At 69.2% G+C, this 22,024-nt stretch carries 22 protein-coding genes; 8 read left to right on the top strand and 14 right to left on the bottom strand.

What is annotated here, in order from left to right; all coding sequences use genetic code 11:
• The first annotated feature begins 42 nt into the window (after positions 1-42).
• Both DL990_RS23560 and DL990_RS23555 read left to right on the top strand, forming a co-directional pair.
• Positions 43-468, top strand: a complete 426-nt coding sequence (locus DL990_RS23560) for a DUF485 domain-containing protein (RefSeq protein WP_125785467.1) — start codon at positions 43-45, stop codon at positions 466-468.
• The gene (locus tag DL990_RS23555; RefSeq protein ID WP_125799905.1) at positions 465-2,039 is read left to right on the top strand and encodes a cation acetate symporter; all 1,575 of its coding nucleotides are present in this window, start codon (positions 465-467) and stop codon (positions 2,037-2,039) included. Before DL990_RS23560 ends, DL990_RS23555 begins: the two co-directional genes overlap by 4 nt.
• 62 nt (positions 2,040-2,101) lie before the next feature.
• Here DL990_RS23555 and DL990_RS23550 read toward each other — a convergent pair whose 3' ends face one another.
• Complete coding sequence (locus DL990_RS23550; protein WP_125799904.1) at positions 2,102-2,671, bottom strand: TetR/AcrR family transcriptional regulator; 570 nt, start codon at positions 2,669-2,671, stop codon at positions 2,102-2,104.
• A 137-nt stretch (positions 2,672-2,808) separates the two neighbouring features.
• On the opposite strand from DL990_RS23550, the gene DL990_RS23545 reads away from it, so the two are divergent.
• Entirely contained in the window at positions 2,809-4,230 is a 1,422-nt protein-coding gene (locus DL990_RS23545) for an MFS transporter (RefSeq protein WP_125799903.1), read from the top strand.
• Here DL990_RS23545 and DL990_RS23540 read toward each other — a convergent pair.
• The 5 genes from DL990_RS23540 to DL990_RS41515 all read right to left on the bottom strand — a co-directional run bounded on the left by DL990_RS23540 (position 4,227) and on the right by DL990_RS41515 (position 7,218).
• Complete coding sequence (locus DL990_RS23540; RefSeq protein ID WP_125785463.1) at positions 4,227-4,580, bottom strand: DUF3817 domain-containing protein; 354 nt, start codon at positions 4,578-4,580, stop codon at positions 4,227-4,229. The genes DL990_RS23545 and DL990_RS23540 overlap by 4 nt on opposite strands.
• 24 nt (positions 4,581-4,604) lie before the next feature.
• Positions 4,605-4,976 carry a hypothetical protein gene (locus DL990_RS23535; RefSeq protein ID WP_125785462.1) on the bottom strand — a complete coding sequence of 124 codons (372 nt, stop codon included), beginning with the start codon at positions 4,974-4,976 and terminating at the stop codon, positions 4,605-4,607.
• 234 nt (positions 4,977-5,210) lie between these two features.
• On the bottom strand, positions 5,211-6,098 hold the full coding sequence (locus tag DL990_RS23530) for a lytic transglycosylase domain-containing protein (protein ID WP_125785461.1): 888 nt from the start codon (positions 6,096-6,098) through the stop codon (positions 5,211-5,213).
• 131 nt (positions 6,099-6,229) lie between these two features.
• Positions 6,230-6,712, bottom strand: coding sequence for a helix-turn-helix transcriptional regulator (locus DL990_RS23525; protein ID WP_125785460.1), 483 nt, complete (start codon positions 6,710-6,712; stop codon positions 6,230-6,232).
• A 350-nt stretch (positions 6,713-7,062) separates the two neighbouring features.
• Positions 7,063-7,218 (bottom strand): hypothetical protein, encoded by a 156-nt coding sequence (locus tag DL990_RS41515; RefSeq protein WP_162182762.1) that lies wholly within the window; start codon positions 7,216-7,218, stop codon positions 7,063-7,065.
• 133 nt (positions 7,219-7,351) lie between these two features.
• Between DL990_RS41515 and DL990_RS23520 the strand changes: the two genes are divergently transcribed.
• Both DL990_RS23520 and DL990_RS23515 read left to right on the top strand, forming a co-directional pair.
• Complete coding sequence (locus DL990_RS23520) at positions 7,352-8,137, top strand: crotonase/enoyl-CoA hydratase family protein (RefSeq protein WP_125785459.1); 786 nt, start codon at positions 7,352-7,354, stop codon at positions 8,135-8,137.
• Between the two features lie 10 nt (positions 8,138-8,147).
• Positions 8,148-8,684 (top strand): GNAT family N-acetyltransferase, encoded by a 537-nt coding sequence (locus DL990_RS23515; RefSeq protein WP_125785458.1) that lies wholly within the window; start codon positions 8,148-8,150, stop codon positions 8,682-8,684.
• On the opposite strand, the gene DL990_RS23510 is transcribed toward DL990_RS23515, so the two are convergent.
• Both DL990_RS23510 and DL990_RS23505 read right to left on the bottom strand, forming a co-directional pair.
• Positions 8,681-9,823: a CaiB/BaiF CoA-transferase family protein gene (locus tag DL990_RS23510; RefSeq protein ID WP_125799902.1), complete on the bottom strand. Its 1,143-nt coding sequence runs from the start codon at positions 9,821-9,823 to the stop codon at positions 8,681-8,683. The genes DL990_RS23515 and DL990_RS23510 overlap by 4 nt on opposite strands.
• Before the next feature lie 32 nt (positions 9,824-9,855).
• The gene (locus tag DL990_RS23505; protein ID WP_125785522.1) at positions 9,856-11,007 is read right to left on the bottom strand and encodes an acyl-CoA dehydrogenase family protein; all 1,152 of its coding nucleotides are present in this window, start codon (positions 11,005-11,007) and stop codon (positions 9,856-9,858) included.
• A gap of 104 nt (positions 11,008-11,111) precedes the next feature.
• Between DL990_RS23505 and DL990_RS23500 the strand changes: the two genes are divergently transcribed.
• From DL990_RS23500 to DL990_RS23490, 3 genes are all read left to right on the top strand, one after another.
• Positions 11,112-11,726, top strand: a complete 615-nt coding sequence (locus DL990_RS23500) for a TetR/AcrR family transcriptional regulator (protein WP_199746552.1) — start codon at positions 11,112-11,114, stop codon at positions 11,724-11,726.
• A 104-nt stretch (positions 11,727-11,830) separates the two neighbouring features.
• On the top strand, positions 11,831-12,619 hold the full coding sequence (locus DL990_RS23495; RefSeq protein ID WP_125799901.1) for a hypothetical protein: 789 nt from the start codon (positions 11,831-11,833) through the stop codon (positions 12,617-12,619).
• A gap of 116 nt (positions 12,620-12,735) precedes the next feature.
• A complete protein-coding gene (locus DL990_RS23490) occupies positions 12,736-14,349 on the top strand; it encodes a succinic semialdehyde dehydrogenase (RefSeq protein WP_125799900.1) in 1,614 nt (537 codons plus the stop codon).
• A 72-nt stretch (positions 14,350-14,421) separates the two neighbouring features.
• Here DL990_RS23490 and DL990_RS23485 read toward each other — a convergent pair whose 3' ends face one another.
• The 6 genes from DL990_RS23485 to pyk all read right to left on the bottom strand — a co-directional run bounded on the left by DL990_RS23485 (position 14,422) and on the right by pyk (position 21,977).
• The gene (locus tag DL990_RS23485) at positions 14,422-17,445 is read right to left on the bottom strand and encodes a helix-turn-helix transcriptional regulator (protein WP_125799899.1); all 3,024 of its coding nucleotides are present in this window, start codon (positions 17,443-17,445) and stop codon (positions 14,422-14,424) included.
• 63 nt (positions 17,446-17,508) lie between these two features.
• Positions 17,509-17,721 carry a hypothetical protein gene (locus DL990_RS23480; RefSeq protein ID WP_125785453.1) on the bottom strand — a complete coding sequence of 71 codons (213 nt, stop codon included), beginning with the start codon at positions 17,719-17,721 and terminating at the stop codon, positions 17,509-17,511.
• A gap of 154 nt (positions 17,722-17,875) precedes the next feature.
• Complete coding sequence (locus tag DL990_RS23475) at positions 17,876-18,094, bottom strand: DUF397 domain-containing protein (protein WP_125785452.1); 219 nt, start codon at positions 18,092-18,094, stop codon at positions 17,876-17,878.
• 50 nt (positions 18,095-18,144) lie between these two features.
• Positions 18,145-19,023 carry a helix-turn-helix transcriptional regulator gene (locus DL990_RS23470; protein ID WP_125785451.1) on the bottom strand — a complete coding sequence of 293 codons (879 nt, stop codon included), beginning with the start codon at positions 19,021-19,023 and terminating at the stop codon, positions 18,145-18,147.
• Positions 19,024-19,479: 456 nt separating this feature from the next.
• Positions 19,480-20,379 carry an acyl-CoA thioesterase II gene (tesB, locus tag DL990_RS23465; protein ID WP_125785450.1) on the bottom strand — a complete coding sequence of 300 codons (900 nt, stop codon included), beginning with the start codon at positions 20,377-20,379 and terminating at the stop codon, positions 19,480-19,482.
• 173 nt (positions 20,380-20,552) lie between these two features.
• Entirely contained in the window at positions 20,553-21,977 is a 1,425-nt protein-coding gene (gene pyk / locus DL990_RS23460; RefSeq protein ID WP_125785449.1) for a pyruvate kinase, read from the bottom strand.
• Positions 21,978-22,024: the final 47 nt, after the last annotated feature.

The raw sequence follows: 22,024 nt of genomic DNA, 5'->3' as shown, positions 1-22,024 counted from the left end.
CGCTCCCGTACCGCGCCACGGATGCAAGCCCCGGAGGAACCCATGCCCGACGTCGCGCGTCCTTACGCGGCGAGCAACGCCCTGGAGGACACCGGGCAGATGCCCGCGCTGTTCGTCCGCGAGCGCCAGCCCACTCCCCCGCCACCGCCGCGCGCCACCGGCCCCGACTTCGACCGGATCCAGCACGGCAAGGAGTTCGTCGCGCTGCGCAAGACCTTCCGCCGGTTCGTGTTCCCGATGAGCCTGCTGTTCTTCACCTGGTACATGACATTCGTGCTGCTGGCGGCCTACGCGCACGACTTCATGAGCCGGAAGGTGTGGGGCGAGGTCAACGTCGGCATCCTGCTCGGGCTCGGCCAGTTCGCCAGCACGATCCTGATCACCATCGCCTACCTGAAGTTCGCGAACAAGCGGCTCGACCCCAAGGTCGAGGCGCTGCGGGCCGCCGTCGGGGCGGGTGAGCGATGAGCATCCCCGACAACGACCCGGTGCTGAACATCGCGGTGTTCGCGCTGTTCGTCGCGATCACCCTGTACGTGGTGTACCGCGTCAGCACGCGCAACTCGTCCACTTCGGACTACTACGCCGCGGGCAGCGCCTTCACCGGACGGCAGAACGGCATCGCCCTTTCGGGTGACTTCCTGTCGGCGGCGTCGTTCCTCGGTATCGCCGGGGCGATCGCGATCCACGGCTACGACGGCTTCCTGTACTCGATCGGGTTCCTCGTCGCGTGGATGGTCGATCTGCTGCTGATCGCGGAGCTGCTGCGCAACACCGGCCGCTTCACCATGGGCGACGTGCTCAGCTTCCGGATGAAGCAGCGCCCGGTCCGCGCCGCTGCCGCGACGTCGACGCTGGTGATCTCCTTCTTCTACATGCTCGCGCAGATGGCGGGCGGCGTCGGGCTGGTGGCGCTGCTGCTGGACATCCACGGCGGCATCGGCCAGGCGCTGGTGATCGGCGTCGTCGGTGTCGTCATGGTGCTGTACGTGCTGGTCGGCGGGATGAAGGGCACCACGTGGGTGCAGATCATCAAGGCGACCATCCTGCTGCTGACCGGCGCGCTGATCACCGTGTTCCTGTTCGGCAAGTTCGGTTTCAGCTTCTCGAACCTGCTCTCGGCCGCCGCCGACAACAGCCCGCTCGGTGACGAACTGCTGCAGCCCGGCGGCTCGTACGGCAAGAGCGAGGTCACGAAGCTCGACTTCGTCTCGCTGGCGCTGGCGCTGGTCCTCGGTGCCGCCGCGCTGCCGCACGTGCTGATGCGCTTCTACACCGTGCCGAACTCGCGCGAGGCGCGGCGCTCGGTGGTCTGGGCGACCGCCTGCATGACCCTGTTCTATCTCTGCACGCTGGTCATCGGCTTCGGCGCGGCCGCGCTGGTCGGCCCGGAGGTGATCAAGAACGCGCCCGGCGGGGAGAACTCGGCGGCGCCGCTGCTCGCACTGAACATCGGCGGCACCGTCCTGCTCGGCGTCGTCTCGGCGGTGGCCTTCGCGACCATCCTCGCCGTCGTCGCCGGGCTGACGATCACCGCGTCCGCCTCCTTCGCCCACGACGTCTACGCCAACATCTTCAAGAACGGCAAGGCGGAACCGGCCTCGGAGGTCCGTGTCGCCCGGCTGACCGCGGTCGCCGTCGGGGCGTTCGCGATCGTCGGCGGCATCCTGGCGAACGGGCAGAACATCGCGTTCCTGGTGGCGCTGGCGTTCGCCGTCGCGGCGTCGGCGAACCTCTCGACGCTGCTGTACTCGCTGTTCTGGAAACGCTTCAACACCACCGGCACGCTGTGGGGCATCTACGGCGGGCTGATCGCGAGCCTGGTGCTCGTGTTCTTCTCACCGGTGATGTCCGGGGCCGCGGACTCGATCATCAAGAGCGTCGACTTCCACTGGTTCCCGCTGAAGAACCCGGGCCTGGTGTCGATCCCGTTCTCGTTCCTGTGCGGGTTCGTTGGCACCTTCGTCGGCCGCTCGAAGGCCGATCCGGTCAAGCACGCGGAGATGGAGGTGCGGTCCCTCACCGGGATCGGCTCCTGACTCCGGCCCCGCGCGTGCCATGAAGGACGCTTTCATAGCAAATTTTGCTATGAAAGCGTCCTTCATGGCGTCCGGAGCCCGTCCAGCACGATCGTGAGAAGCCGCTTCGTGTCCTCCTCCGAAGCCTTGCTCGCCGCCGAACCCAGGCCGTGGCCGAGCCGCAGGATGTCGACGCCGGTGACGTCGGACCGGAGCACGCCCTCGTCCTGCGCCGCCTTCACGATCGTGTCGGCGGCGGCCCGCAACCGCGACTGACACCAGCCGAAGACTTCGGAGCCCGCGTCGACGGACGCCTTCAGTGTCATCGCGAGCCCGTGCTTCTCGACGACGTAGATGACGTGCGTGGCCAGCCATGTCTCGAGCGCCTTGCCCGGTGGCAACTCGTCGAGCAGGTCGTAGGCCTGCTGCGCCAATCCGTCGATCTCGTCGCGGTAGACGGCCTCGATCAGTTTGTCGCGCGTCGGGAAGTGCCGGTACAGCGTGCCCGCGCCGACGCCGGCGCGTTTGGCGATGTCGTCGGCGGGCACGTCCACACCGTCGGCGGTGAACGCTTCTTTCGCCACGGCCACGATGCGCTCGTAGTTGCGCCGCGCGTCCGCGCGCATGGGGCGGGCCGGCTCGGCCGTGACCATCTGCACCTCCTCGGGCGACGAAAACGGAGAGGTTCTCCGAATTCACTTGCGTATGCGGAGAGTGTCTCCATATCATCGCTCACGACCTCAAGTGGAGAGTCTCTCCGCTTCATCTCGTTACGTCTTTGGAGTATTCCTTGACCGAGCGAACCCTGCGTGCCGAGCCTAGGCCGGAGACGGCCGGGGCCCCACCACCTCCACACCGGCTGGTCCTCCCCATCATCCTGACCTGCCAGCTCATGCTCATCCTCGACGCGACGGTGATGAACGTCGCGCTCCCCCGCATCCAGTCCGAACTCGGCTTCACCGACACTGGCCTGTCCTGGGTGATGACGGCGTACAGCCTGGTGTTCGGCGGCTTGCTGCTGCTCGGCGGCCGGGCAGGCGACCTGTTCGGGCGCCGCCGGATGTTCGTCGTCGGCGCGGCCGTGTTCACCGCCGCCTCCCTGCTCGGCGGCCTCGCCGGCTCGGCGGAACTGCTGATCGCCGCGCTGATCGCGCAGGGCGTCGGCGCCGCGCTCGCCGGGCCGAGCACGCTGGCACTGATCACCAGCACGTTCACCGAAGCCAAGGCACGGGTACGCGCGCTGGCGTTGTTCTCGGCGATGTCCAGCAGCGGTTTCGCGATCGGCCTGCTGCTCGGCGGGCTGCTGACCGAATGGATCTCGTGGCGCGCGGCGCTGTACATCAACGTCCCGTTCGGGCTCGCGATCGTCCTGCTCGCCTCGCGCTACGTCGCCGACCCTCCTCGGCGACACGCCCGGCTGGACCTTCCCGGCGCGTTCACCGGCACCTTCGGCGTCGGCTCGCTGGTGTTCGCCTTCACCCACGCCGCTTCGCACGGTTGGGGCGACCTGATCACCCTCGGCGCTCTCGCCACGGGGCTGGCGCTGCTGGCCGCGTTCCTCACCATCGAGACCAGGGTGAGCGAACCGCTGATCCCGTTGCGACTGTTCGCCGAACGCGACCGCGCGGCGGCCTACGTCAACTTCTTCCTCGGGCCGATGGCCATGATGTCCATGTTCTTTTTTCTGACCCAGTTCCTGCAGGACATCGCGGGCTTCGCCGCGCTGGAGACCGGCTTCGCGTTCCTGCCGATGGCGGTCTGCATGTTCGGGCTCAGCAGGCTGATCCCGAAGCTGCTCCCCCGGTTCGGGCCGAAACCGCTCGCGCTGACCGGGACCGCGCTGATGACCGGCGGGGTCGTCTGGCTGACCACGCTCACCACGGACAGCGGCTACTTTTCCCATCTGCTCGGCCCGATGCTGCTGATGGGCGTCGGCGCGGGGCTGGCGTTCTCCCCGCTCAGCGTGATCATCATGGCGACGGTCCCCACCGACGACGCGGGAGCCGCGGGCGGCGCCTTGCAGACGTTGCAGCAGGTCGGGGCGACCTTGGGGCTGGCGATCCTGATCACCGTATTCGGCGCGGTGACGCGGACGCCGTCCGGCACTCCGACGGAGACCACCGTCGACGGGATGACCGCGGCCTTCACCGCCGCCGCCGTGGTGACGGCGGTGTCCTTCCTGGTGGCGCTGACCTTCCGGCGCCGGGCTTAGAGCTTCGCGCCCGCCTGGACCTTGTGCGTGACCTTGCGCTCCATCACGAAGGAGAAGAACGGGATGCAGCCGGCGATCAGCACGAGGAGGGTGCCCTTCATCGACCAGCGGGCCTTGATCGCGAGGTCGACCGCGAGCAGCAGGTAGACCAGGTAGAGCCCACCGTGGACCATGGGGATCATCTTCACGAACTGGGGCAGCTCCACGCGGAAGACGTACTGCAGCAGCATCTCGACGACCAGGCCGAGCAGGGCCACACCGGTGGCGTACGCCGCGACGCGGAAGCGGATCAGCGGTCCGCCCAGCGAAACCGGGCGGGCCGGGGCGGCGTCGTCAGTTCGGGTGGTCATAGGGTCTCGAACCTCTCTGGGGAACTACTTGTCGCGGGCGTTGAGTTCGCGAAGGTACCTGTTGTACGCGGCGAGCTCGTCGTCCTCGGGGGGCGGCGGCGCCGGGGCACGCCGCTGCCGGGGCGCGGGCACCTCGGGGACGGCGGGCTCGGCCACCGTTTCCTGGGCGTCGGCCTCGGCGGCCTGACGGCGGAGCTTGCGGATCCGCCAGAACATGAACGCGGGGAACAGCCCGAACAGCGGCCACTGCAACACATAGCCGAGGTTCTGGAACGTCCCGCTCGCCGAGGAGAACCGCTCCCACTGCCACCAGGCGAGCCCGCAGCACAGCGCCAGGCTCACCAGGCAGACGCCGGCGATGCCGAGACGGCGCAGGGTGGCGGACGATGCGGACACGCATCGACGCTAGCACTGGTCGCGGTGGGAAACTTCGCCGACCTGGGCGCTCGGGACCTTGGTCCCGGCCGCGACCTCGCACGCGGCGAGGACGGTTATCGAGGGGTGGGCGACGCTGTCGTGAGGTCACGCCTGTGAGACCGGGGCGTGTCGCGAAAGCCACTTTCGCGACGCTGGATGTCCCGAAAGTGGCTTTCGCGACATGATCGCCCGACGGTCGTGAGCGTTATCCACTCACGAGCGGCCCGCAGCGACAGCCTTCGCGTAGTCGTCCGCCAGCCCGAAGACCTTCTGCGCGTACTCGGTCGAGTTGTTGTACGACAGGATCCCCTGCCACCAGCCCGAGGCGGCCGACATGTCGCGGTTGTTCACACACAGGTAGCGCGCCGCCGCCAGCGTCGCGTCGTCGATCTGCTGCGGGTCGCCGACGCCGTCGCGGTTGCCGTCGGCGGCGTAGCGGCGCCAGGTGCTGGGGATGAACTGCATCGGGCCGACCGCGCGGTCGACGGCCGCGTCGCCGTCGAACTGGCCTCGGTCGGTGTCGCCGATCGCCTTCACGCCGGGCGACCCGTCGAGCGGCACGCCGATGATCGGCTTCGAGGGCCGTCCGTCCTGGCCGAGGACGGCGCCGCCGTACTGGCCGTGGTTCGACTCGATCCGGCCGATGCCCGCCAGGGTCGCCCACGAGATCTTGCAGTTGGGCTGCATCTGGCGCATAGCCAGTTCGGCGTTGCCGTAGGCGAACAGCGCCCTGGCCGGGATGCCTGTTGCCTGTGACGCCCGCTCGGTCCAGCCGGTCAGCGGGTCCTTGCCCGGCTTCGGCTGCGCCTGCTGCGGCGCGGTCTGCTGGGTGGCGCCGCCCGCGAGGGTGGCGTTGACCGGGGCGACCGAGCCGGGTTTGACGTCGGCGGCCTTGACCTGCAGCGCGGGGATCTCCATCGTCGTGGGGCTCGCGACCGGGGCGGATGCCTTGGTCACCAGCCAGATCCCGCCCCCGGCGAGGCCGAGCACGGCCAGCACGATCACCAGCCTGCCGAGTACGGCGGCGCCCACCCCGCGGCGTGGCGGAGCGGGCGTGGCCGGGTCTGCGACGAGCTCGTCGTTTTCCGGGGTGGTGCGCACGAAGCGGGTCCTCCAGCGTGGGCGGCGATCACGACCGATGCTCGAACAACGAGCCCGCGCAGGTTAGCGTTACGCGCTGGTCGAGATCGCCCCTGCCACGCCGGTTCACCCGCGCGTGCGAGAAGTTCTCATCAGGCGGACTTCTGCTGCCTCGCCAGCCGCGCCACGCACCAGGCCGGGGCGCTGCCGCGGCGAAGGTGCTGCAAGACGGTCATCGGGCCGAGACGGCGGCTCAGGTCGGACGGGGCGAGCCCGGCCGCGCGGTAGTCGAGGGCGCGCTGGTCGAGCGGGCTGATGCCGGCGTCCCACCAGGCTTCGGCCTCGGCGACGCCGCCGACCATCTGCCACCAGCCGGCGGCCGCGACGAGCAGGTCCTGCGGGACCTCCGGGAGCCGGCTGCGCATGGCGTCGAGGTAGCCGGGGTCTGCGGCCTCGACCGGCGCCCAGCGCGCCTGACCGGACTGCTGACGCTGGCCGGGAATTCCGGGAGCCTGCCGCGGCACGTCCGCCAGCCACGCCGACGCGATGCGGTCGGCCTCCTGCTCCTCGGGGGTCTGCTCGCGTTCCGCGGCCCACTGCCGGATCAACGCATCGACTCCGGGATCTCCGGTCATCCCTGCCTCCTCATGATTCCCCGACTGACAAGTCCTGACTTACTTGCCCGGCTGAAAGTTCCGCTGCCCTGGGGCTCGCACCTGCGGAAACTCCTCACTCAGGAGGCCGGCTCCGGCGCCTGGAGGACCAACCGATCACGCAATGTGAGCACCGTAGGGGCGCGGAGGTCTTTTCCGCCAGAGCTTCCAGGGCACGAATTCGTCGACCAGCGGGTTTTCGGGGGCAATCCACCCGGATGGTCGAGTCGCTCGACCGAAACCGGAGGCGGGTGACTCTGTGTGATAACCGCTGGTGGCCGCGCACGGTGATCACCGGCGTCACCAAGGACACCGGTGATCACCGCGGCGGGTCAGGAGAAGAGACTCCGGACGAACGTGACGATGGCTTCGGCACCGGACCGCAGCCAGCCGAGCGCGGTGTGGACGGCGTCGGCGGATTGGGTCGGCCTGCTGATCAGAAAGAAGAGCACGAGCGCGACAACGGCGATCACAACGAATTTCTTCAAGCCGGGCGACATGGCTCCATCCCATCACACCGTAGTGTCCAGACGATGACTCCGCGCGCACTGCGGACTTTGTCACCACTTTAAGGAGATCGGGGCCCTGTTGCCCACCTGGATTCGCCTGAGGGAGCGATCGATGAGCGAAAACGTTCTCGTACACCGGGACGGACCCGTGACGACGATCACGCTGAACCGGCCAGGGTCCCGCAACGCGGTGGACGGACCGACCGCGGCCGCGCTGGCGGACGCGTTCCGCGCCTTCGACGCCGACGACGAGGCCGCGGTCGCCGTCCTCACCGGTTCGGGTGACGCCTTCTGCGCCGGAGCCGATCTGAAGGCCGTCGGCACCGGCCGCACCAACTCGCTCAGCCCGGCGGGTGACGGGCCGATGGGGCCGTCGCGGATGACGCTGTCGAAGCCGGTGATCGCCGCGGTCCGCGGGCACGCCGTCGCGGGCGGCCTCGAACTGGCGCTGTGGTGCGACCTGCGGGTCGCCGACAGCACGGCCGTCTTCGGCGTGTTCTGCCGCCGCTGGGGTGTCCCGCTGATCGACGGCGGCACGGTGCGCCTCCCCCGGCTGATCGGGCATTCGCGGGCGATGGACCTGATCCTCACCGGCAGGCCGGTCGACGCCGACGAGGCGCTCGCGATCGGGCTTGCGAACCGGGTCGTCCCCGACGGCGAGGCGCTGGCTGCCGCGCAAGCGCTGGCGCGCGAACTGGCCGCGTTCCCTCAGGCGTGCCTGCGCGCGGACCGCAAGTCCGCGTACGGCCAGTACGGGCTCACCGAAGGCGAAGCGATGCGCGCCGAGTTCTCGAACGCGCTGATCGGCGGCGGGCTCGCCGAAGAAGCCGTCAAGGGCGCGAGCCGGTTCAGCGACGGCGCGGGGCGTCACGGCAGTTTCGAGGGCGATCAGTCCTAAAGTCTGTCGGATGACAGAAACCGGAGTCGCGCTCAGACCGGTGTACGAAGACGACCTGCCGATGCTCGAAACACTGACGAACGATCCGCTGGCCGCGGGGGCGTTCGAGTGGCACGGCTGGCACGATCCGCATTTCCTGCGCCGCCGCTGGGCGGAGACCGGCATGCTCGCGGCGGACAACGGGATGCTGATGGTCGACCTCGACGGGCAGCGGCTCGGTTTCGTCTCCTGGCACAAGACCAGGTCCGGGGCGACGTCGTACTGCTGGAACGCCGGGCTCGTGCTGATCCCCGAGGCCCGCGGACACGGCTACGGCACCGAGGCCCAGCGGTTGCTGGCGCGCTACCTCTTCGCGCATACGCAGATGAACCGCGTCGAGGCGTCGACGGAAGCGGGCAACGTCGCCGAGCAGCGCTCGCTGACGAAGGCAGGCTTCACCCGCGAAGGCGTGCTCCGCGGCTACGCGTTCCGGGACGGGGCCTGGCGCGATCACATTCTCTATTCGATGCTGCGATCGGACCTTGGCCCCGCCCCGGAACACCTCTAGGCGATCGCCCCGGCGGCCTTGAGCCGTTCGATCCCGTCGGCGTCCACGACGCGTTCGGCGAGGACCCCGGCGGTGTCGCCGCCCTTGGGCCGCGGCGGTTCCGGCGTCTCGGCAGGCGTGCGGTCGAACCTCGGCGCCGGCGCGGGCTGCATCATGCCGCCGACGTCGACGAAGGTCTTGCGCGCGACGTTGTGCGGATGCGACGGCGCCTCCCTCGGCGAGAGCACCGCCGTCAGGCACGCGTCGGTGCCTTCGGCCTTCGCGACCAGCTCGTCGCGAGTGTGCTTCGCGACGGCCTCGGCGACGATCTTGCGCAGCTTCGGCCACTCGTTCTTGTCGACGTGGACCGGCGTCTCCTCGGGATCGAGGCCGAGCACCTTCACCAGATCGCCCCAGAACCGCATCTCGATCGCGCCGATGGCGACGTACTTGCCGTCAGCGGTCTCGTAGGTGTCGTAGAACGGCGCGCCGCCGTCGAGCATGTTCTCGCCGCGCCCGCCCGGCCACAGCCCGGAATCCAGCAGTCCGTGCAGGCTGGTGGTCAGCAGCGCCGCACCGTCCACCATGGACGCGTCGACGACCTGTCCCTTGCCGGACGACTGGCGTTCGAACAGCGCCGCCAGCACGCCCATGGCGAGCAGGAGGCCACCGCCGCCGAAGTCGCCGACGAGGTTGAGCGGCACCACCGGCCGCTGTCCGGCGTGCCCGATGGGTTCGAGCGCGCCGGAGATGCCGATGTAGTTGATGTCGTGCCCGGCGACGGTCGCCAGCGGGCCGTCCTGGCCGTAGCCGGTCATCCGGCCGTAGACCAGCCGCGGATTGCGGGCGTGGACCTGTTCCGGTCCGATGCCCATCCGCTCGGCGACGCCGGGGCGGAAGCCCTCGATGAGCACGTCGGCGTCGTCGGCGAGTTTCAGCACCAGTTCGACGCCCTCGGGGGTCTTGGTGTTGATGCCGATCGAGCGCCTGCCCCGCGCGAGCGGATCGTTCGGGAACCCGATGACGTCGTTGCCCGGTGTCGCCCGGTCGATCCGGACGACCTCCGCGCCGAGATCGGCGAGGATCGTGCAGGCGAACGGCGCCGGGGCGAGCCCGGCCAGTTCGACGACCTTGAGCCCGCTCAGTGGCCCAGCCTTCATCGCCACGTCCTTTCCTGGTACGGCAACGGGTTTCACAGCGTGCGGGAGATGATTTCCTTCATGATCTCGCTGGTGCCGCCGAAGATACGGGAGATCCGGATGTCGGCCCACGCGCGCGCGATCGGGTACTCGGTCATGTAGCCGTAGCCGCCGAAGAGCTGCAGGCAGTCGTCGACGACCTTGTTGACCCGTTCGGTGGTCCACAGCTTCGCCATCGCCGCGCCCTGCACGTCGAGTTCCTTGCGCAGATGCCGTTCGATGCACTGGTCGAGGAACGCGCGGGACACGGCGGCCTCGGTCGCGGCCTCGGCGAGCTTGAACTTCGTGTTCTGGAAGTTGTAGACCGGGCGGCCGAAGGCCTGGCGATCCTTGGTGTAGGCGATGGTCTGGTCGATCGCGGCCTCCATCCCGGCCACCGCGGTGACGGCGATGATCAGCCGTTCCTGCGGCAGCTGCTGCATCAGCTGGATGAAGCCGAGGCCTTCCTGGCCACCGAGGAGGTTGGCGGCGGGCACCCGGACGTCGTCGAAGTTCAGCTCCGCGGTGTCCTGCCCCTTGAGGCCGATCTTGTCGAGGACGCGGCCACGGCTGAAGCCTGGGGTGTCGGTCTCGACGGCGATCAGCGAGACCCCCTGCGCGCCCGCGTCCGGGTCGGTCTTCACCGCGACGACGACGAGGTCGGCGTGGAAACCGTTGGTGATGAACGTCTTCGCGCCGTTGATCACGTAGTGGTCGCCGTCGCGGACCGCGCGGGTCTTGATGTTCTGCAGATCCGAACCCGTGCCGGGTTCGGTCATCGCGACCGCGCCGACCATCTCGCCGGAGGCGAACTTCGGCAGCCACGCCTTCTTCTGCTCTTCGCCCGCGTACTCCAGGATGTAGTGCGCGACGATTCCATTGTGGACGGTGACGCCCCATGCGCTGTCGCCGGATCGGGCCTGCTCTTCGTAGAGCACGGCCTCGTGGGCGAACGTGCCGCCGCCACCGCCGTACTCCTCCGGGATGGACAGCGCCAGCAGGCCGACCTCGCCCGCCTTCGTCCACAGCTCGCGGTCGACCTTCTTCTCGGCCGCCCAGCGCTCCTGGTTCGGTACGAGTTCCTTCTGGCAGAAGGTCCGGGCGAGGTCCCGGAGGTCTTCGAGCTCCGTCGTGCTCCACGAACTCTTCTGGATCTGCAAGGGCACGGCCAACGCCTCCTGATCGGACCTGGAAAACATGACGCTTAGGATGTAAGTTCCAAGCGGAATGTACATCCGTACCGAGCTGCACGTAAAGGGGGCCGGATCCGGTGAGCGTGCTCGGCAGGACCCACCGCACCCAGGCCGAGCGGCGTGAGCAGACGCGCACCGCCCTGCTCGACGCGACCATCGACTGCCTGGTCGACCTCGGTTACGCGCGCACGTCGGTCCAGGAGATCTGTGTCCGCGCGGGCGTCTCGAAGGGCGCCGTGCAGCATCACTTCTCCGCGAAGGCCGAACTCATGGCGGCCGCCGTCGAACATCTGACGGAGAAGCTGCGCGGACGGCTCGCGACGTCGATTTCGGCGCTTCCCGGTGGCGCCTCGGGCGTCGCGGCGGCGATCGATCTGCTGTGGGAGGGCTACTCGGGCACGCTGTCCACGGCCGCCACGGAGCTGTGGGTCGCGGCGCGCACCGACCCCGAACTCCGCGAGGCGATCCGCCCGGTCGACAGGGCGCTGGGCCGCTCGACACTGGAGCACATCACCGCGGTCGCCGGGGACCTGCCGAAGGAGCGCGCGGAGATCCTGTTCTGGCTGACCGTGAACCTCACCCGCGGGCTGGCGCTGGACGCCGAACTCGGCGGCGATCCGAAGCGGCGGCGGCAGTTGCTCGACGAATGGAAACGGGTCGCGGTGATGTTGTACGAGGACACCTCCGCCTAGCACGCGCGAAAGGCACTTGACCAGAGCACAGCTGACACTTATCCCGTCGGCCGATTCATGGTGGAATTCCTTGCTGGACAACAAAACCGGCGGAGGAGTCGACCATGAACGCGCCGCAGCAGCAGCCGTACCAACCGACTGGCCCGTTCGGCGCAGGGCAGCCCTCGCGACCGCCGTCCGACGTGCGGCTCCCCCGGCTCTTCGCCGCGATGATGGGAGTTTTCGCCGGCCTGCTGGTCCTCCTCGCGACCTTTCTCCCGCAGTCGACGTACGAACAGGTCTCCGAAGGCAAGACGGTGTCGAAGTTCGCCGAGACCGGGTGGACGCGGAGCTTCGCCATCGAGCCGTCGGCGGAGGAGAAGGAGTTCTACGACAAGACGCATGTCGCCCGCTACGGCATCCCGCTGTCCGCCGCCGCATTGACGCTGTTCGCCGGCGCCGCAGTCGGTTTCGCCTCGTACCGGCGGAGTTCGGGGTCGCCCGCCGCGACGACGTCGAGGACGCTGCTGGTCGCCGGCGGGGCGGGGACCGCGATCGGCGTCTGGATGCTCGGCATGGACATCTCGGCGAGCCTGAGCTTCGGGCAGGACACCGGCCGCTTCGTCTCGCGCTACGGCACCGGGAGCGGATTCTGGATCCTGCTCGCGGGCGGGCTCGTGGCGTTGCTCACGATCGGACTGGCGGTCGTGGCCAACCGGCGTGAACCGGCGCCTCCCCCGCAGGCCCCGTACCCGGCCACCTACGCCCCTTACGCTCCTGGCGTCCCTCAGCAGCAGTATCCGCAGGCCTACGAGCCGCCGTCGCCCCCGACACCACCCGCGGGATCCGCCTTGCAGCAGCAGGACATCCTGCGCCCGTCGCCGGACAATCCGCCGCGACCCGACAATATGTGAAACTGATTCATATCAGCGGTGGACAGTCTCCATACCGGCAGTATGCTGTACTCGTCGGTAACACCTGGGCTCTGCGTGGCGCCTTCCGGCTCCACGCCGCATGGAACGGAGACGGCATGACGAGCACGACACCGGCGAGTGCGGGCCAGCACACCGAAGGACCGTCCACCATCGGCGGCGTTCCCGGCGCCCCGGCCATGGCCAGGGCGGAACGGCTCGTGCGGCGGGTCGTCGGCGGGGAGGACTCGGCGCCGGTCCAGATGCGGGCGCCGTTCACCGGGCAGCCGATCGCGACGCTGCCCCAGGCCACCGACGCCGACGTCCGCGCCGTGTTCGACCAGGCGCGGGAAGCGCAGCGCGCGTGGGCCGAACGGCCGGTCGAAGACCGCCAGCGCATCCTGATCCGCCTGCACGACCTGGTCCTGAAGCGGCAGGAAGAGGCGCTCGACCTCGTGCAGATCGAGGCGGGCAAAGCCCGGATGGACGCCTTCGACGAGGTCAGTGCCACCGCGCTCGTGGCCGCCTATTACGGCAAGCACAGCGCGAAGTTCCTTTCGCCGCGCCGCGCCGCCGGGCTGATCCCGGTGCTGACGAAGGTCGGCGAGATCCGGCACCCCAAGGGGGTCGTCGGGATCATCTCGCCGTGGAACTACCCCCTCGCGCTGACCGCGATGGACGTCCTGCCCGCGCTCGCGGCGGGCAACGCCGTCGTGCAGAAGCCGGACAACCAGACCGCGCTCTCGGCACTGTGGCTGCAGGAGATCGCCGAGGAGGCCGGGCTGCCCGCCGGCGTCTGGCAGATCGTGCTCGGCCGCGGCTCGCGGATCGGCGACGCACTCGTCGAGGAGTCGGATTACCTGTGCTTCACCGGATCCACGCCCACGGGTAAGGGCCTCGCCGCGAAGGTGGCGGAGCGGCTGACGAGCTACTCGCTCGAACTCGGCGGCAAGAACCCGATGATCGTGCTGCCCGACGCGGACATCGCCAAGACCGCGACCGGCGCGGTGACCGCGTGCTTCTCCTCCGCGGGGCAGCTGTGTGTTTCGGTCGAGCGGATCTACGTCCACGAGTCGATCCGCGAGGAGTTCACGCGGGCCTTCGTCGCCAAGACGGCCGCGCTCCGGCTCGGAGGCGCACTGGACTACCAGGCGCAGATGGGATCTTTGACCTCCGAAGCCCAGCTGGAGACTGTGTCGGCGCACGTCGAGGACGCCCGGTCCAAGGGCGCGAAGGTGCTCACCGGTGGCAAAGCCCGGCCCGACCTCGGCCCGCTGTTCTACGAGCCGACCGTGCTCACCGATGTCACCGAGGACGTCAAGCTGTTCGCCGAGGAGACCTTCGGGCCGGTCGTGTCGATCTACGGCTACACCGACGTCACCGACGCGATCGAGCGCGCCAACGACACGAAGTTCGGGCTGAACGCGAGCGTGTGGTCGCGTAACGGCCGCGCGGGCTGGGAGGTCGCGGCGCGGCTGAAGGCCGGGACCGTCAACGTCAACGAAGGCTTCGCGGCGACCTTCGGGACCGTGGGGCTGCCGATGGGCGGGATGAAGGAGTCCGGTGTCGGGCGGCGCAACGGTGCCGAAGGGCTGCTCAAGTACACCGAGGCCCAGGCGATCGCGGTGCAGCGCGGGATGCCGTTGCGTCCCGGCCGCGGAATCCCGCCGAAGCTGTGGGCGCGAGGGCTGAGCGCCGGCCTGAAGGTGCTTCGCCGCCTCCCGCGCCGCTGACCCCTCCGCAATTCGGCACCTGATTGCGATCGTTGCGTGTGCAAGGACCGCGACCAGGTGCCGAATTGCGGGTCAGGAAGAGGTCGGGGCGGCGAGCAGGCCCCGGTCGTAGGCGATCGCGACCGCACCGTCCCGGCGGCTCGCGCCGAGTTTCGCCATCACGCGCGAAAGGTGGACGCTCACCGTCTTCTCGCTGATGTACAGCTCTTCGCCGACCTGCCGGTTGGTCCGGCCGAGCGCGACGCGTTCCAGTACGTCGCGTTCGCGGTCGGTGAGCGGGTCGACGACGTCACGTCGCGGGGCCGCGGCCTCGCCGGGAAGCTCGACACGCGCCCGGTGGCTGAGCTCGCGGACGGCTTCGCGCAGCGGGCAGGCGCCCAGCCGGTCGGCCACCGTGTGCGCGGCCAGCAGCTCCGACGTCGCGAGTGCGGTGTCACCGTCGGAGGCCAGCAAGGACTTCGCGTGCTGCAGGCGGCATATCGCCTGCTCGTATACCGCGCCGTACCCGAACGCCTCGACCGCCTTCGCCCACAGCGCCGGATCTCCCGCACCGCGCAGGCAGCCGCCGAGCGCCTCCAGCCGCGCGAGCCACGCCAGCGCCTCCGGGCCCAGCGACACCGAACGCGGGACGCCGTGTTCGGCGCAGTGGCGGCCGTGGGCGAGCATCTCCTCACCCGCTTTCACCGCCGCCTCGACCGTCGCGAGATCGCCGCGCACCCGGGCTTCGGCGGCCTGCGCGACGGCGGCCGCGACGCCGTGCACGCTGATCCGGATCCCGCCGAGGATCGCGGGCTCGACCTCTTCGAGCCAGCCGATCAGCTCCTGCGCCTGCCGCACCGCGCCCGCGTGGTCCCCGCGCCAGGACGCGAGCTGGATGGCGGCGTCACCCGCCGCGAGCGCGATGGAGATGTCCGTGCTCCAGTGCTGGCGCAGGCTGGGCAGGATCTTGTCCGCGTCCGCGAACCGGCCCCTGCCGACGACGAACTGCGCCCAGATACTCAGGAACCGCCCGGCGACGACACTCGAAACGCCGCGGCCCGCGCGGCCGGCGTCGTCGTCTTCCGGCCAGTCCCCGCTGACGTACCGCAGCGTGAGGTGCTTCGTCCGCAGCTCGATCCCGAAGGAACTCCAGGTCAGCCCGGTCTCCTTGGCCCGCTTGATGCCCTTGGCGTAGTACTTCAGCGCGGAGTGGATCTCGGCCCTGTCGTCGTAGCTCAGCCCGAGGAAGTGCAGTGCCCGCAGTTCGCCGTTGAGCGCGCCGGAATCCCTGGCCTTCCGCTCGGCCTGGCGCAACCGCTCCCGCGCCTCCTCGACGTCACCCGCCGAATCGGCCAGCGTCCCGAGCGAGACCAGCGCGGCCGCCTCCGCCCCGCCCGCGCCGACGGCCCTGGCGTCGGCGACCGCGGCCAGCGCGCACTGCAGTGCCTCGTCGTGCCTGTCGATCAGCCGCAGGATGCCCGCCCGGGTGGCGAGCACCCAGGCCCGCGCGGAACTCGCCTCGGTGTGTTCGACCAGCTCCCAGGCCTTGTCGATCGCCTCGACGACCTCGTCGAGCGTGCCGTCGACCGAAAGCAGTGCCTCGGCGTGCCGTCGCCAGACCTTGGCGGCGCGCTCGTTGCCGGTGTCCGGGCCGAGGGCCTCGGTGGCGGATCGCGAATAGGCGACCGCCCGCTCCGGCTCGCCCGACGTGCTCGCGAAGTACGAAGCCTCGTGCAGCAACCGGAGCTCGTCGACGTCCGACGGCCGGTCCGCCGCGGGCACCGCGTCCCAAATGGACAGTGCCTGTTCGACGTGGCGCAGCGCGGAACCGGGCGCGCCCAGCTTCTCCGCCTCGTCCATCGCGCGCAGCAACGCGGCCAGCGCGGTGACGAAGTCCTTGCTCTCCAGGCTGTGGTGCGCGAGCCGGGCGTCCTGGCCGCGCCCCTGCGTCCGGTTGCGGATGCGCGACGCGTACGCCGCGTGCATGCGCACCCGCTCCCCCGGCAGCAGATCGCCGTAGACCGCTTCCTGCAACAGCGCGTGCCGGAAGGTGTAGAAACCGTTCTCGATCACCAACACGTGATGCTGCACCGCTTCGCGCAGTGCCTCGTCGAGTTCGAGTTCGTCCAGACCGGAGATCTCGGCGAGCGCGGCGTGCGCCACCGCGTCCTTGGCGACCGAGACCACACGCAGCACACGGCGGGTGATCTGGGAAAGCTGTTCCACCCGGGCGAGCAGCACTTCGGCAAGCCCGGCGGGGAGTTCACGGCAGTCCTTCGCCGACGCGAGCAACTCCTCGACGAAGAACGGATTGCCCTCGGAGCGGGCGACGATGTCGGCGATCATGTCCTGGGCGATCGGCTCGTCGGCCAGCGCCTCGACGAAGGCGCGCGCGTCCTCGGCGCCGAACGGTTTGACCTCGACGCGTTCGACCGCGCCGAGGCGCACCACCTCCGACAGCACGGCCCGGAGCGGATGCCGCCGGTGGACGTCCTCCTCGCGGTAGCTCGCCACCACCAGCAGCCGCTGGGTGCGCAACCTCGTCAGCAGGAAGGACAGCAGGTTCCGGGTGGAGCCGTCGGCCCAGTGCAGATCCTCCAGCAGGATCACCACGGGCCGGCGCTGCGCGATGACGGTCAGCACCCCCAGTACCGCGTCGAACAGCTGGAGCTGGCCGAGGTCCTGCTCGGGCCGGAGCCGTTGCGTCGACACCCGTTCGCTCGCGGTGAGCTGACCGTCTTCGATGGCGGGGTAGTCCTCCGCCTGCTGCATCTGCGGGAGCAGCCTGCCCAGCGCCGGCCGGGCCCGGACCGCGGCGGTGACCGCGGGATCGGACGTCGTCGCCAGCGGCGCGAGCGCCTCGGCGAACGGAAGATAAGGAAGACCGCCCTCATGGACGTCGATACAGCGCCCGGTGAGCACCAGGGCGCCCGTGCCCGTGGCGAACTCGCCCAGCGCGGTCAGTAGACGGGTCTTGCCGACGCCGGCGTCACCGGAGAGCAGCACCGCGCCGGCCTCGGCCCGTTCTGCACGGGCGAAGGCGGCGCGGAGCTGCCGCATCTCCTGAGTGCGGGCGACGATCGGGATTCCGGAGCCAAGACGGGGCACGAGGTGCATTCTTGCCTACCGGGCCGACAACTTCGCCTGTGTTTTAGCCGAGAGCTTCATCGCACTCGGCCTCTACCGGGTGATCTCGCCGCTGCGGGCGGGCGCCTGTCGCGCCTCGCGCCGCTGCTGGGCGGGCACCCGGACTTCGGCGCGGTGCGCGCGGATCCGCTTGCCTGCCCGGCGGGCCCGGTCGACCCATACGCTGCGGCCCGCTCGCTGGAGCTCTTCGCGCCGGTACTCGACCTCGGCCAGTACTCCGGTGAGCAGAGCGTCGTTCGTGTTCATCACTGTTTCCCCTTAGGAACTCACTGCCTTGTTGGTAGTGATGAGATTCGTCCTGAGGGGTGCCCTGCGGCATCGGGTGATCACCTACACCCGGACGTGATTCGACCCCTTACGCCGGCCCATCCCCTGCTCGGGCGGCGTAAGGGGTCGAGTTTCAGTGGTTCTGGGCGTGACCCGGGCCACTCGGGCGCACGGCGCCGAGCAGCCCCCGCCAAGCCTGCGGCGAGAGGCGGAAGGCACCTCCCTCGGGGTCCTTGGAGTCCCTCAGGGCGGCACCGGAACCGGTGAAGGCGACCTCTACGCAGTCGTTGCCGCCGCCACTGTGGCTGCTCTTGAACCACCGGGCCTGGGAAAGATCATCGTTGGGCGTCATGCTCCCCACTCCTTACTCGTTTCCGGGGACGTCGAGCGCTCCGAGTCCCGTCACTGCGGTTTCTCCGGAAGGGCCGCCCGTTCGGCGAACCTTCCGGCGGCCTCGGCGATCACCTCGACCGAGTCGTCCGGCTTCAACGCGGCGGCACGCAGATGGTCGAACATCAACGCGTATCGCCGGACGTCCGGGGGTTCCTCCAGGTAGAGCCCGCTGGAGGTGCTGTCGACGTAGACCACGTCGGTGTCGGCCAGTTCGGGGAAGCCCATGATGAGGAACGGACCCTCCATCCCGGGATGGGCACCCGCGCCGAACGGCACGATCTGGACGGTCACGTTCGGCTGCGCCGCCATCGTGACCATCCGGTACAGCTGTTCCGCCATCACCTCGGCGCCGTCGACCGTGCGATGCAGGACCGCTTCGTCCATGACGGCCCAGTACTCGGGCGGCGAAGGATCCGTCAGCAGCTCCTGCCGCGCCATCCTCGCCGCCACCCTGCGTCTGATCTCGGCGTCTTCGGCGTCGGGCCGCATCGCCCTGATCACGGCCTTGGCGTAGCGCTCGGTCTGCAACAGTCCCGGCACCAGCAGCGCCTGGAACGCACGCAGTGAACTCGCGTCCGCCTCCAAGCCGACGAAAGTGCCGGTGAACACCTCGTTATACGCATGCCACCAGCCGCGTTTGCGGGCTTCCCTGGCCAGCTGGACGAGCGCTTCCTGCTCGTCACCCGCGATGCCGTACAGCTCGAGCATGTCGCGCGCGTCGCGTGGGGTGACGCCGACGTGCCCGGTCTCGATCCGGCTGACCTTCGACGCCGAGCATTCGAGCTTCTCGCTCACCTCGTCGATGGTGAGATCCGCCGCCTCGCGCAATCGCCTCAGCTCGCTCGCCAGCCGTCGGCGGCGCACGGTGGGCCCCTGACCCCTCGTCATCACGGCACCTCCACAAGCTGTCCGAGCACCATCGATCGCGACACGGCGAGGAGAACAGTGTTCAGTAACGCCGCACGAAGCACATCTAACCAGCCCGAGACACATTCGGTGAGATGGTCACACCACCATTTTCCGACCCGGCCGGGTTTTCATCCTGCAATTTGCAGATTGCCGTTGTAGGTTGAGCATTGTGCAACGCGGTACGCCCGCCTTCACCGGCGGCAGCGGACCCTTCGCGGCACGGGCGCGGGGCCGCGAGCTGCACCGATGGGTTCCGGAAGGACACCCGTCGAGGCCGGATTCACCCCCGGAGCAGGGCCGGAGCCGTCCCCCGATCGGTTCCGGCCCTCCCTTTATGTCCACCATTCCGTAATGCTCTGGCTCCAGATGTTAATGCGTTTCGTCATTCCCTCTAAAGAGTGGACAAGACGCCTCTCCGATGCGGAACGTCACCGTTCACACCACCCGGAGAAGGCCTTCCTGCACGACGGTCGCGATATGCGTTCCGTCCGCGGCGAAGAACCGGCCGGTCGCCAGACCACGGGCACCCGACGCCGTCGGCGACGCGCTGTCGTAGAGAAACCACTCGTCGGCCCGGAACGGGCGGTGGAACCAGAGCGCGTGGTCGAGGCTCGCGCCGATCACCTTGTCGAGGTCCCAGTAGACGCCATGGCGCGCGAGGACCGAATCCAGGAGCGTCATGTCGGAGGCGTAGGTCAGGACGCAGACGTGCAGCAACTGCTGATCCGGGAGCTTGCCGTCGGCCCGCATCCAGACCTGGTTCCTGGCAGGGCGCTCGCCCGATTTCCTGGTCACCCACGGCGGGTCGTTGACGTACCGCAGGTCGATCGGGCGCGGCCGGTCGAGATGGCCCATGAAGTAACCCTCGGCGCGCTCCTGCAACGTCGGGAGCGACTCGGGGTCCGGGACGTCCGGCATGTCCTCGGAGTGCTCGATGCCGCCCTCGTCCTTCTGGAACGAGGCGGACAGGGAGAAGATCGCCTTGCCGTGCTGGATGCCGACGACGCGGCGGGTGGTGAACGAACGGCCGTCGCGGATCCGGTCGACCTCGTAGACGATCGGGACGCTCGGGTCGCCGCCGCGGATGAAGTACGCGTGCAGCGAGTGGACCTTCCGCTCCTCGGGGACCGTGCGGCCCGCGGCGACCAGCGCCTGCCCGGCGACCTGTCCGCCGAACACCCGCACCGGCGAGTGAGCGGGCGAGACCCCGCGGAAGATGTTCTCCTCGATCTTCTCCAAGTCCAGCAACGCGACCAGCCGGTCGAGCACGGGCTGTCCGCCCACTCCGCCGGCGTTGTCGAATCCGGCCGCGGCTTCCCTGGCCATCTCAGTCATGTCCTGAACTTTAGGCCGTAAGGGTGTCCCGGTCCCGGGTGAGGCGGGACGTTTGTCGCGAAGGCCACCTTCGGTACAGGTGGTCGTGAGTGGCGATTCGGGTTCTAACCCGAATCGCCACTCACGACCACCCCAGCCACGGCACAGTCGCGGCCTGGCAATACCGCGGAAGGTCAGGCGTGGTCGTCCTCGCCGAGGCGGTGCACCCGGATGAGGTTGGTCGAGCCGACGGTCCCGGGCGGGGAACCGGCCACGATGACCACCAGGTCGCCCTTGGCGTACTTGCCCATTTCGAGCATCGCGTGGTCGACCTGCTGGATCATCTGGTCGGTGGAGCCCACCTTCGGCACGATCCGCGTCGTGGTGCCCCAGGTCATCGCGAGCTGGCTGCGGACGCTTTCCTCCGGCGTGAACGCCAGCAGCGGCAGCCGCGTGTGCAGCCGCGCGAGCCGGCGGACGGTGTCACCGGACTGGGTGAAGGCGACCAGTGCCTTGGCGTTCAGCCGCTCACCGATGTCACGGGCCGCGTAGGAGATGACGCCACGCTTGGTGCGCGGGACGTGCGAGAGCGGCGGCACGACCGGCGAGTCGGTCTCGACGGCCTCGATGATCCGGCCCATGGTCTGGACGACCTCGATGGCGTAGCGGCCGACGCTGGTCTCACCCGACAGCATGAGGGCGTCCGCGCCGTCGAGCACCGCGTTGGCGACGTCCGAGGCCTCGGCGCGGGTCGGGCGGGAGCTGTTGATCATCGACTCGAGCATCTGCGTCGCGACGATGACCGGCTTCGCGTTCTCTCGGGCGATCTGGATGGTGCGCTTCTGCACCAGCGGGACCTGCTCCAGCGGGAGTTCCACGCCGAGGTCACCACGGGCGATCATCACCGCGTCGAAGGCCAGCACGATGGCTTCGAGGTTGTAGACCGCTTCGGGCTTCTCGATCTTCGCGACCACCGGGAGGCGTCCCTTGCCGACGCGGTCCATCACCTGGTGGACCAGGTCGATGTCGGCGGGCGAGCGGACGAAGGACAGCGCGATGAAGTCCACGCCGAGTTCGAGCGCGAACTCGAGGTCTTCGATGTCCTTTTCGGACAGCGCCGGCACGGACACGTCCATCCCCGGCAGGGAAACGCCCTTGTTGTTGCTGACGGGGCCGCCTTCGGTGACCTCGCAGACGACGTCCGGGCCCTCGACCTGCTTGACGACGAGGCCGACCTTGCCGTCGTCCACGAGGAGACGGTCGCCGGGCTTCGCGTCGTCGGCGAGTCCTTTGTAGGTGGTCGAGACGCGGTCGTGCGTACCCGCGACGTCCTCGACGGTGATGCGCACGACGTCGCCGTTGTGCCACTCGACCGGACCGCCCGCGAAGGTGCCGAGACGGATCTTCGGCCCCTGGAGGTCGGCGAGGATGCCCACGGCGCGGCCGGATTCGGCGGCGGCGGTGCGGATGAGGTCGTAGACCTGCTTGTGGTCGCTGTGCGTCCCGTGGCTGAAGTTCATCCTCGCGACGTCCATCCCGGCGTCGACGAGTTGCCGCATCTTCTCCGGCGTAGCGGTCGCGGGGCCCAGGGTACAAACGATCTTCGCGCGTCGGCTCACGTTCGTACAGCGTAGTCCCTCATCGCGGATACGTCTGTACCGATACC

Origin of the sequence: Amycolatopsis sp. WAC 01416 (assembly GCF_003947485.1) — a bacterium.
Taxonomy (GTDB): Bacteria; Actinomycetota; Actinomycetes; order Mycobacteriales; family Pseudonocardiaceae; genus Amycolatopsis.
This window is presented reverse-complemented; position numbering and strand designations above follow the sequence as displayed.

Bases quoted from the DNA above. Each gene is read 5' to 3' on its own strand.
- DL990_RS23470 (WP_125785451.1), bottom strand. From the start codon at position 19,023: ATGACGAGGGGTCAGGGGCCCACCGTGCGCCGCCGACGGCTGGCGAGC.
- tesB (WP_125785450.1), bottom strand. From the start codon at position 20,379: ATGACTGAGATGGCCAGGGAAGCCGCGGCCGGATTCGACAACGCCGGC.
- DL990_RS23525 (WP_125785460.1), bottom strand. From the start codon at position 6,712: ATGACCGGAGATCCCGGAGTCGATGCGTTGATCCGGCAGTGGGCCGCG.
- DL990_RS23485 (WP_125799899.1), bottom strand. From the start codon at position 17,445: ATGCACCTCGTGCCCCGTCTTGGCTCCGGAATCCCGATCGTCGCCCGC.
- DL990_RS23515 (WP_125785458.1), top strand. From the start codon at position 8,148: ATGACAGAAACCGGAGTCGCGCTCAGACCGGTGTACGAAGACGACCTG.
- DL990_RS23495 (WP_125799901.1), top strand. From the start codon at position 11,831: ATGAACGCGCCGCAGCAGCAGCCGTACCAACCGACTGGCCCGTTCGGC.
- DL990_RS23550 (WP_125799904.1), bottom strand. From the start codon at position 2,671: ATGGTCACGGCCGAGCCGGCCCGCCCCATGCGCGCGGACGCGCGGCGC.
- DL990_RS23510 (WP_125799902.1), bottom strand. From the start codon at position 9,823: ATGAAGGCTGGGCCACTGAGCGGGCTCAAGGTCGTCGAACTGGCCGGG.
- DL990_RS23475 (WP_125785452.1), bottom strand. From the start codon at position 18,094: ATGACGCCCAACGATGATCTTTCCCAGGCCCGGTGGTTCAAGAGCAGC.
- DL990_RS23540 (WP_125785463.1), bottom strand. From the start codon at position 4,580: ATGACCACCCGAACTGACGACGCCGCCCCGGCCCGCCCGGTTTCGCTG.
- DL990_RS23480 (WP_125785453.1), bottom strand. From the start codon at position 17,721: ATGAACACGAACGACGCTCTGCTCACCGGAGTACTGGCCGAGGTCGAG.
- DL990_RS23555 (WP_125799905.1), top strand. From the start codon at position 465: ATGAGCATCCCCGACAACGACCCGGTGCTGAACATCGCGGTGTTCGCG.
- DL990_RS23560 (WP_125785467.1), top strand. From the start codon at position 43: ATGCCCGACGTCGCGCGTCCTTACGCGGCGAGCAACGCCCTGGAGGAC.
- DL990_RS23490 (WP_125799900.1), top strand. From the start codon at position 12,736: ATGACGAGCACGACACCGGCGAGTGCGGGCCAGCACACCGAAGGACCG.
- DL990_RS23520 (WP_125785459.1), top strand. From the start codon at position 7,352: ATGAGCGAAAACGTTCTCGTACACCGGGACGGACCCGTGACGACGATC.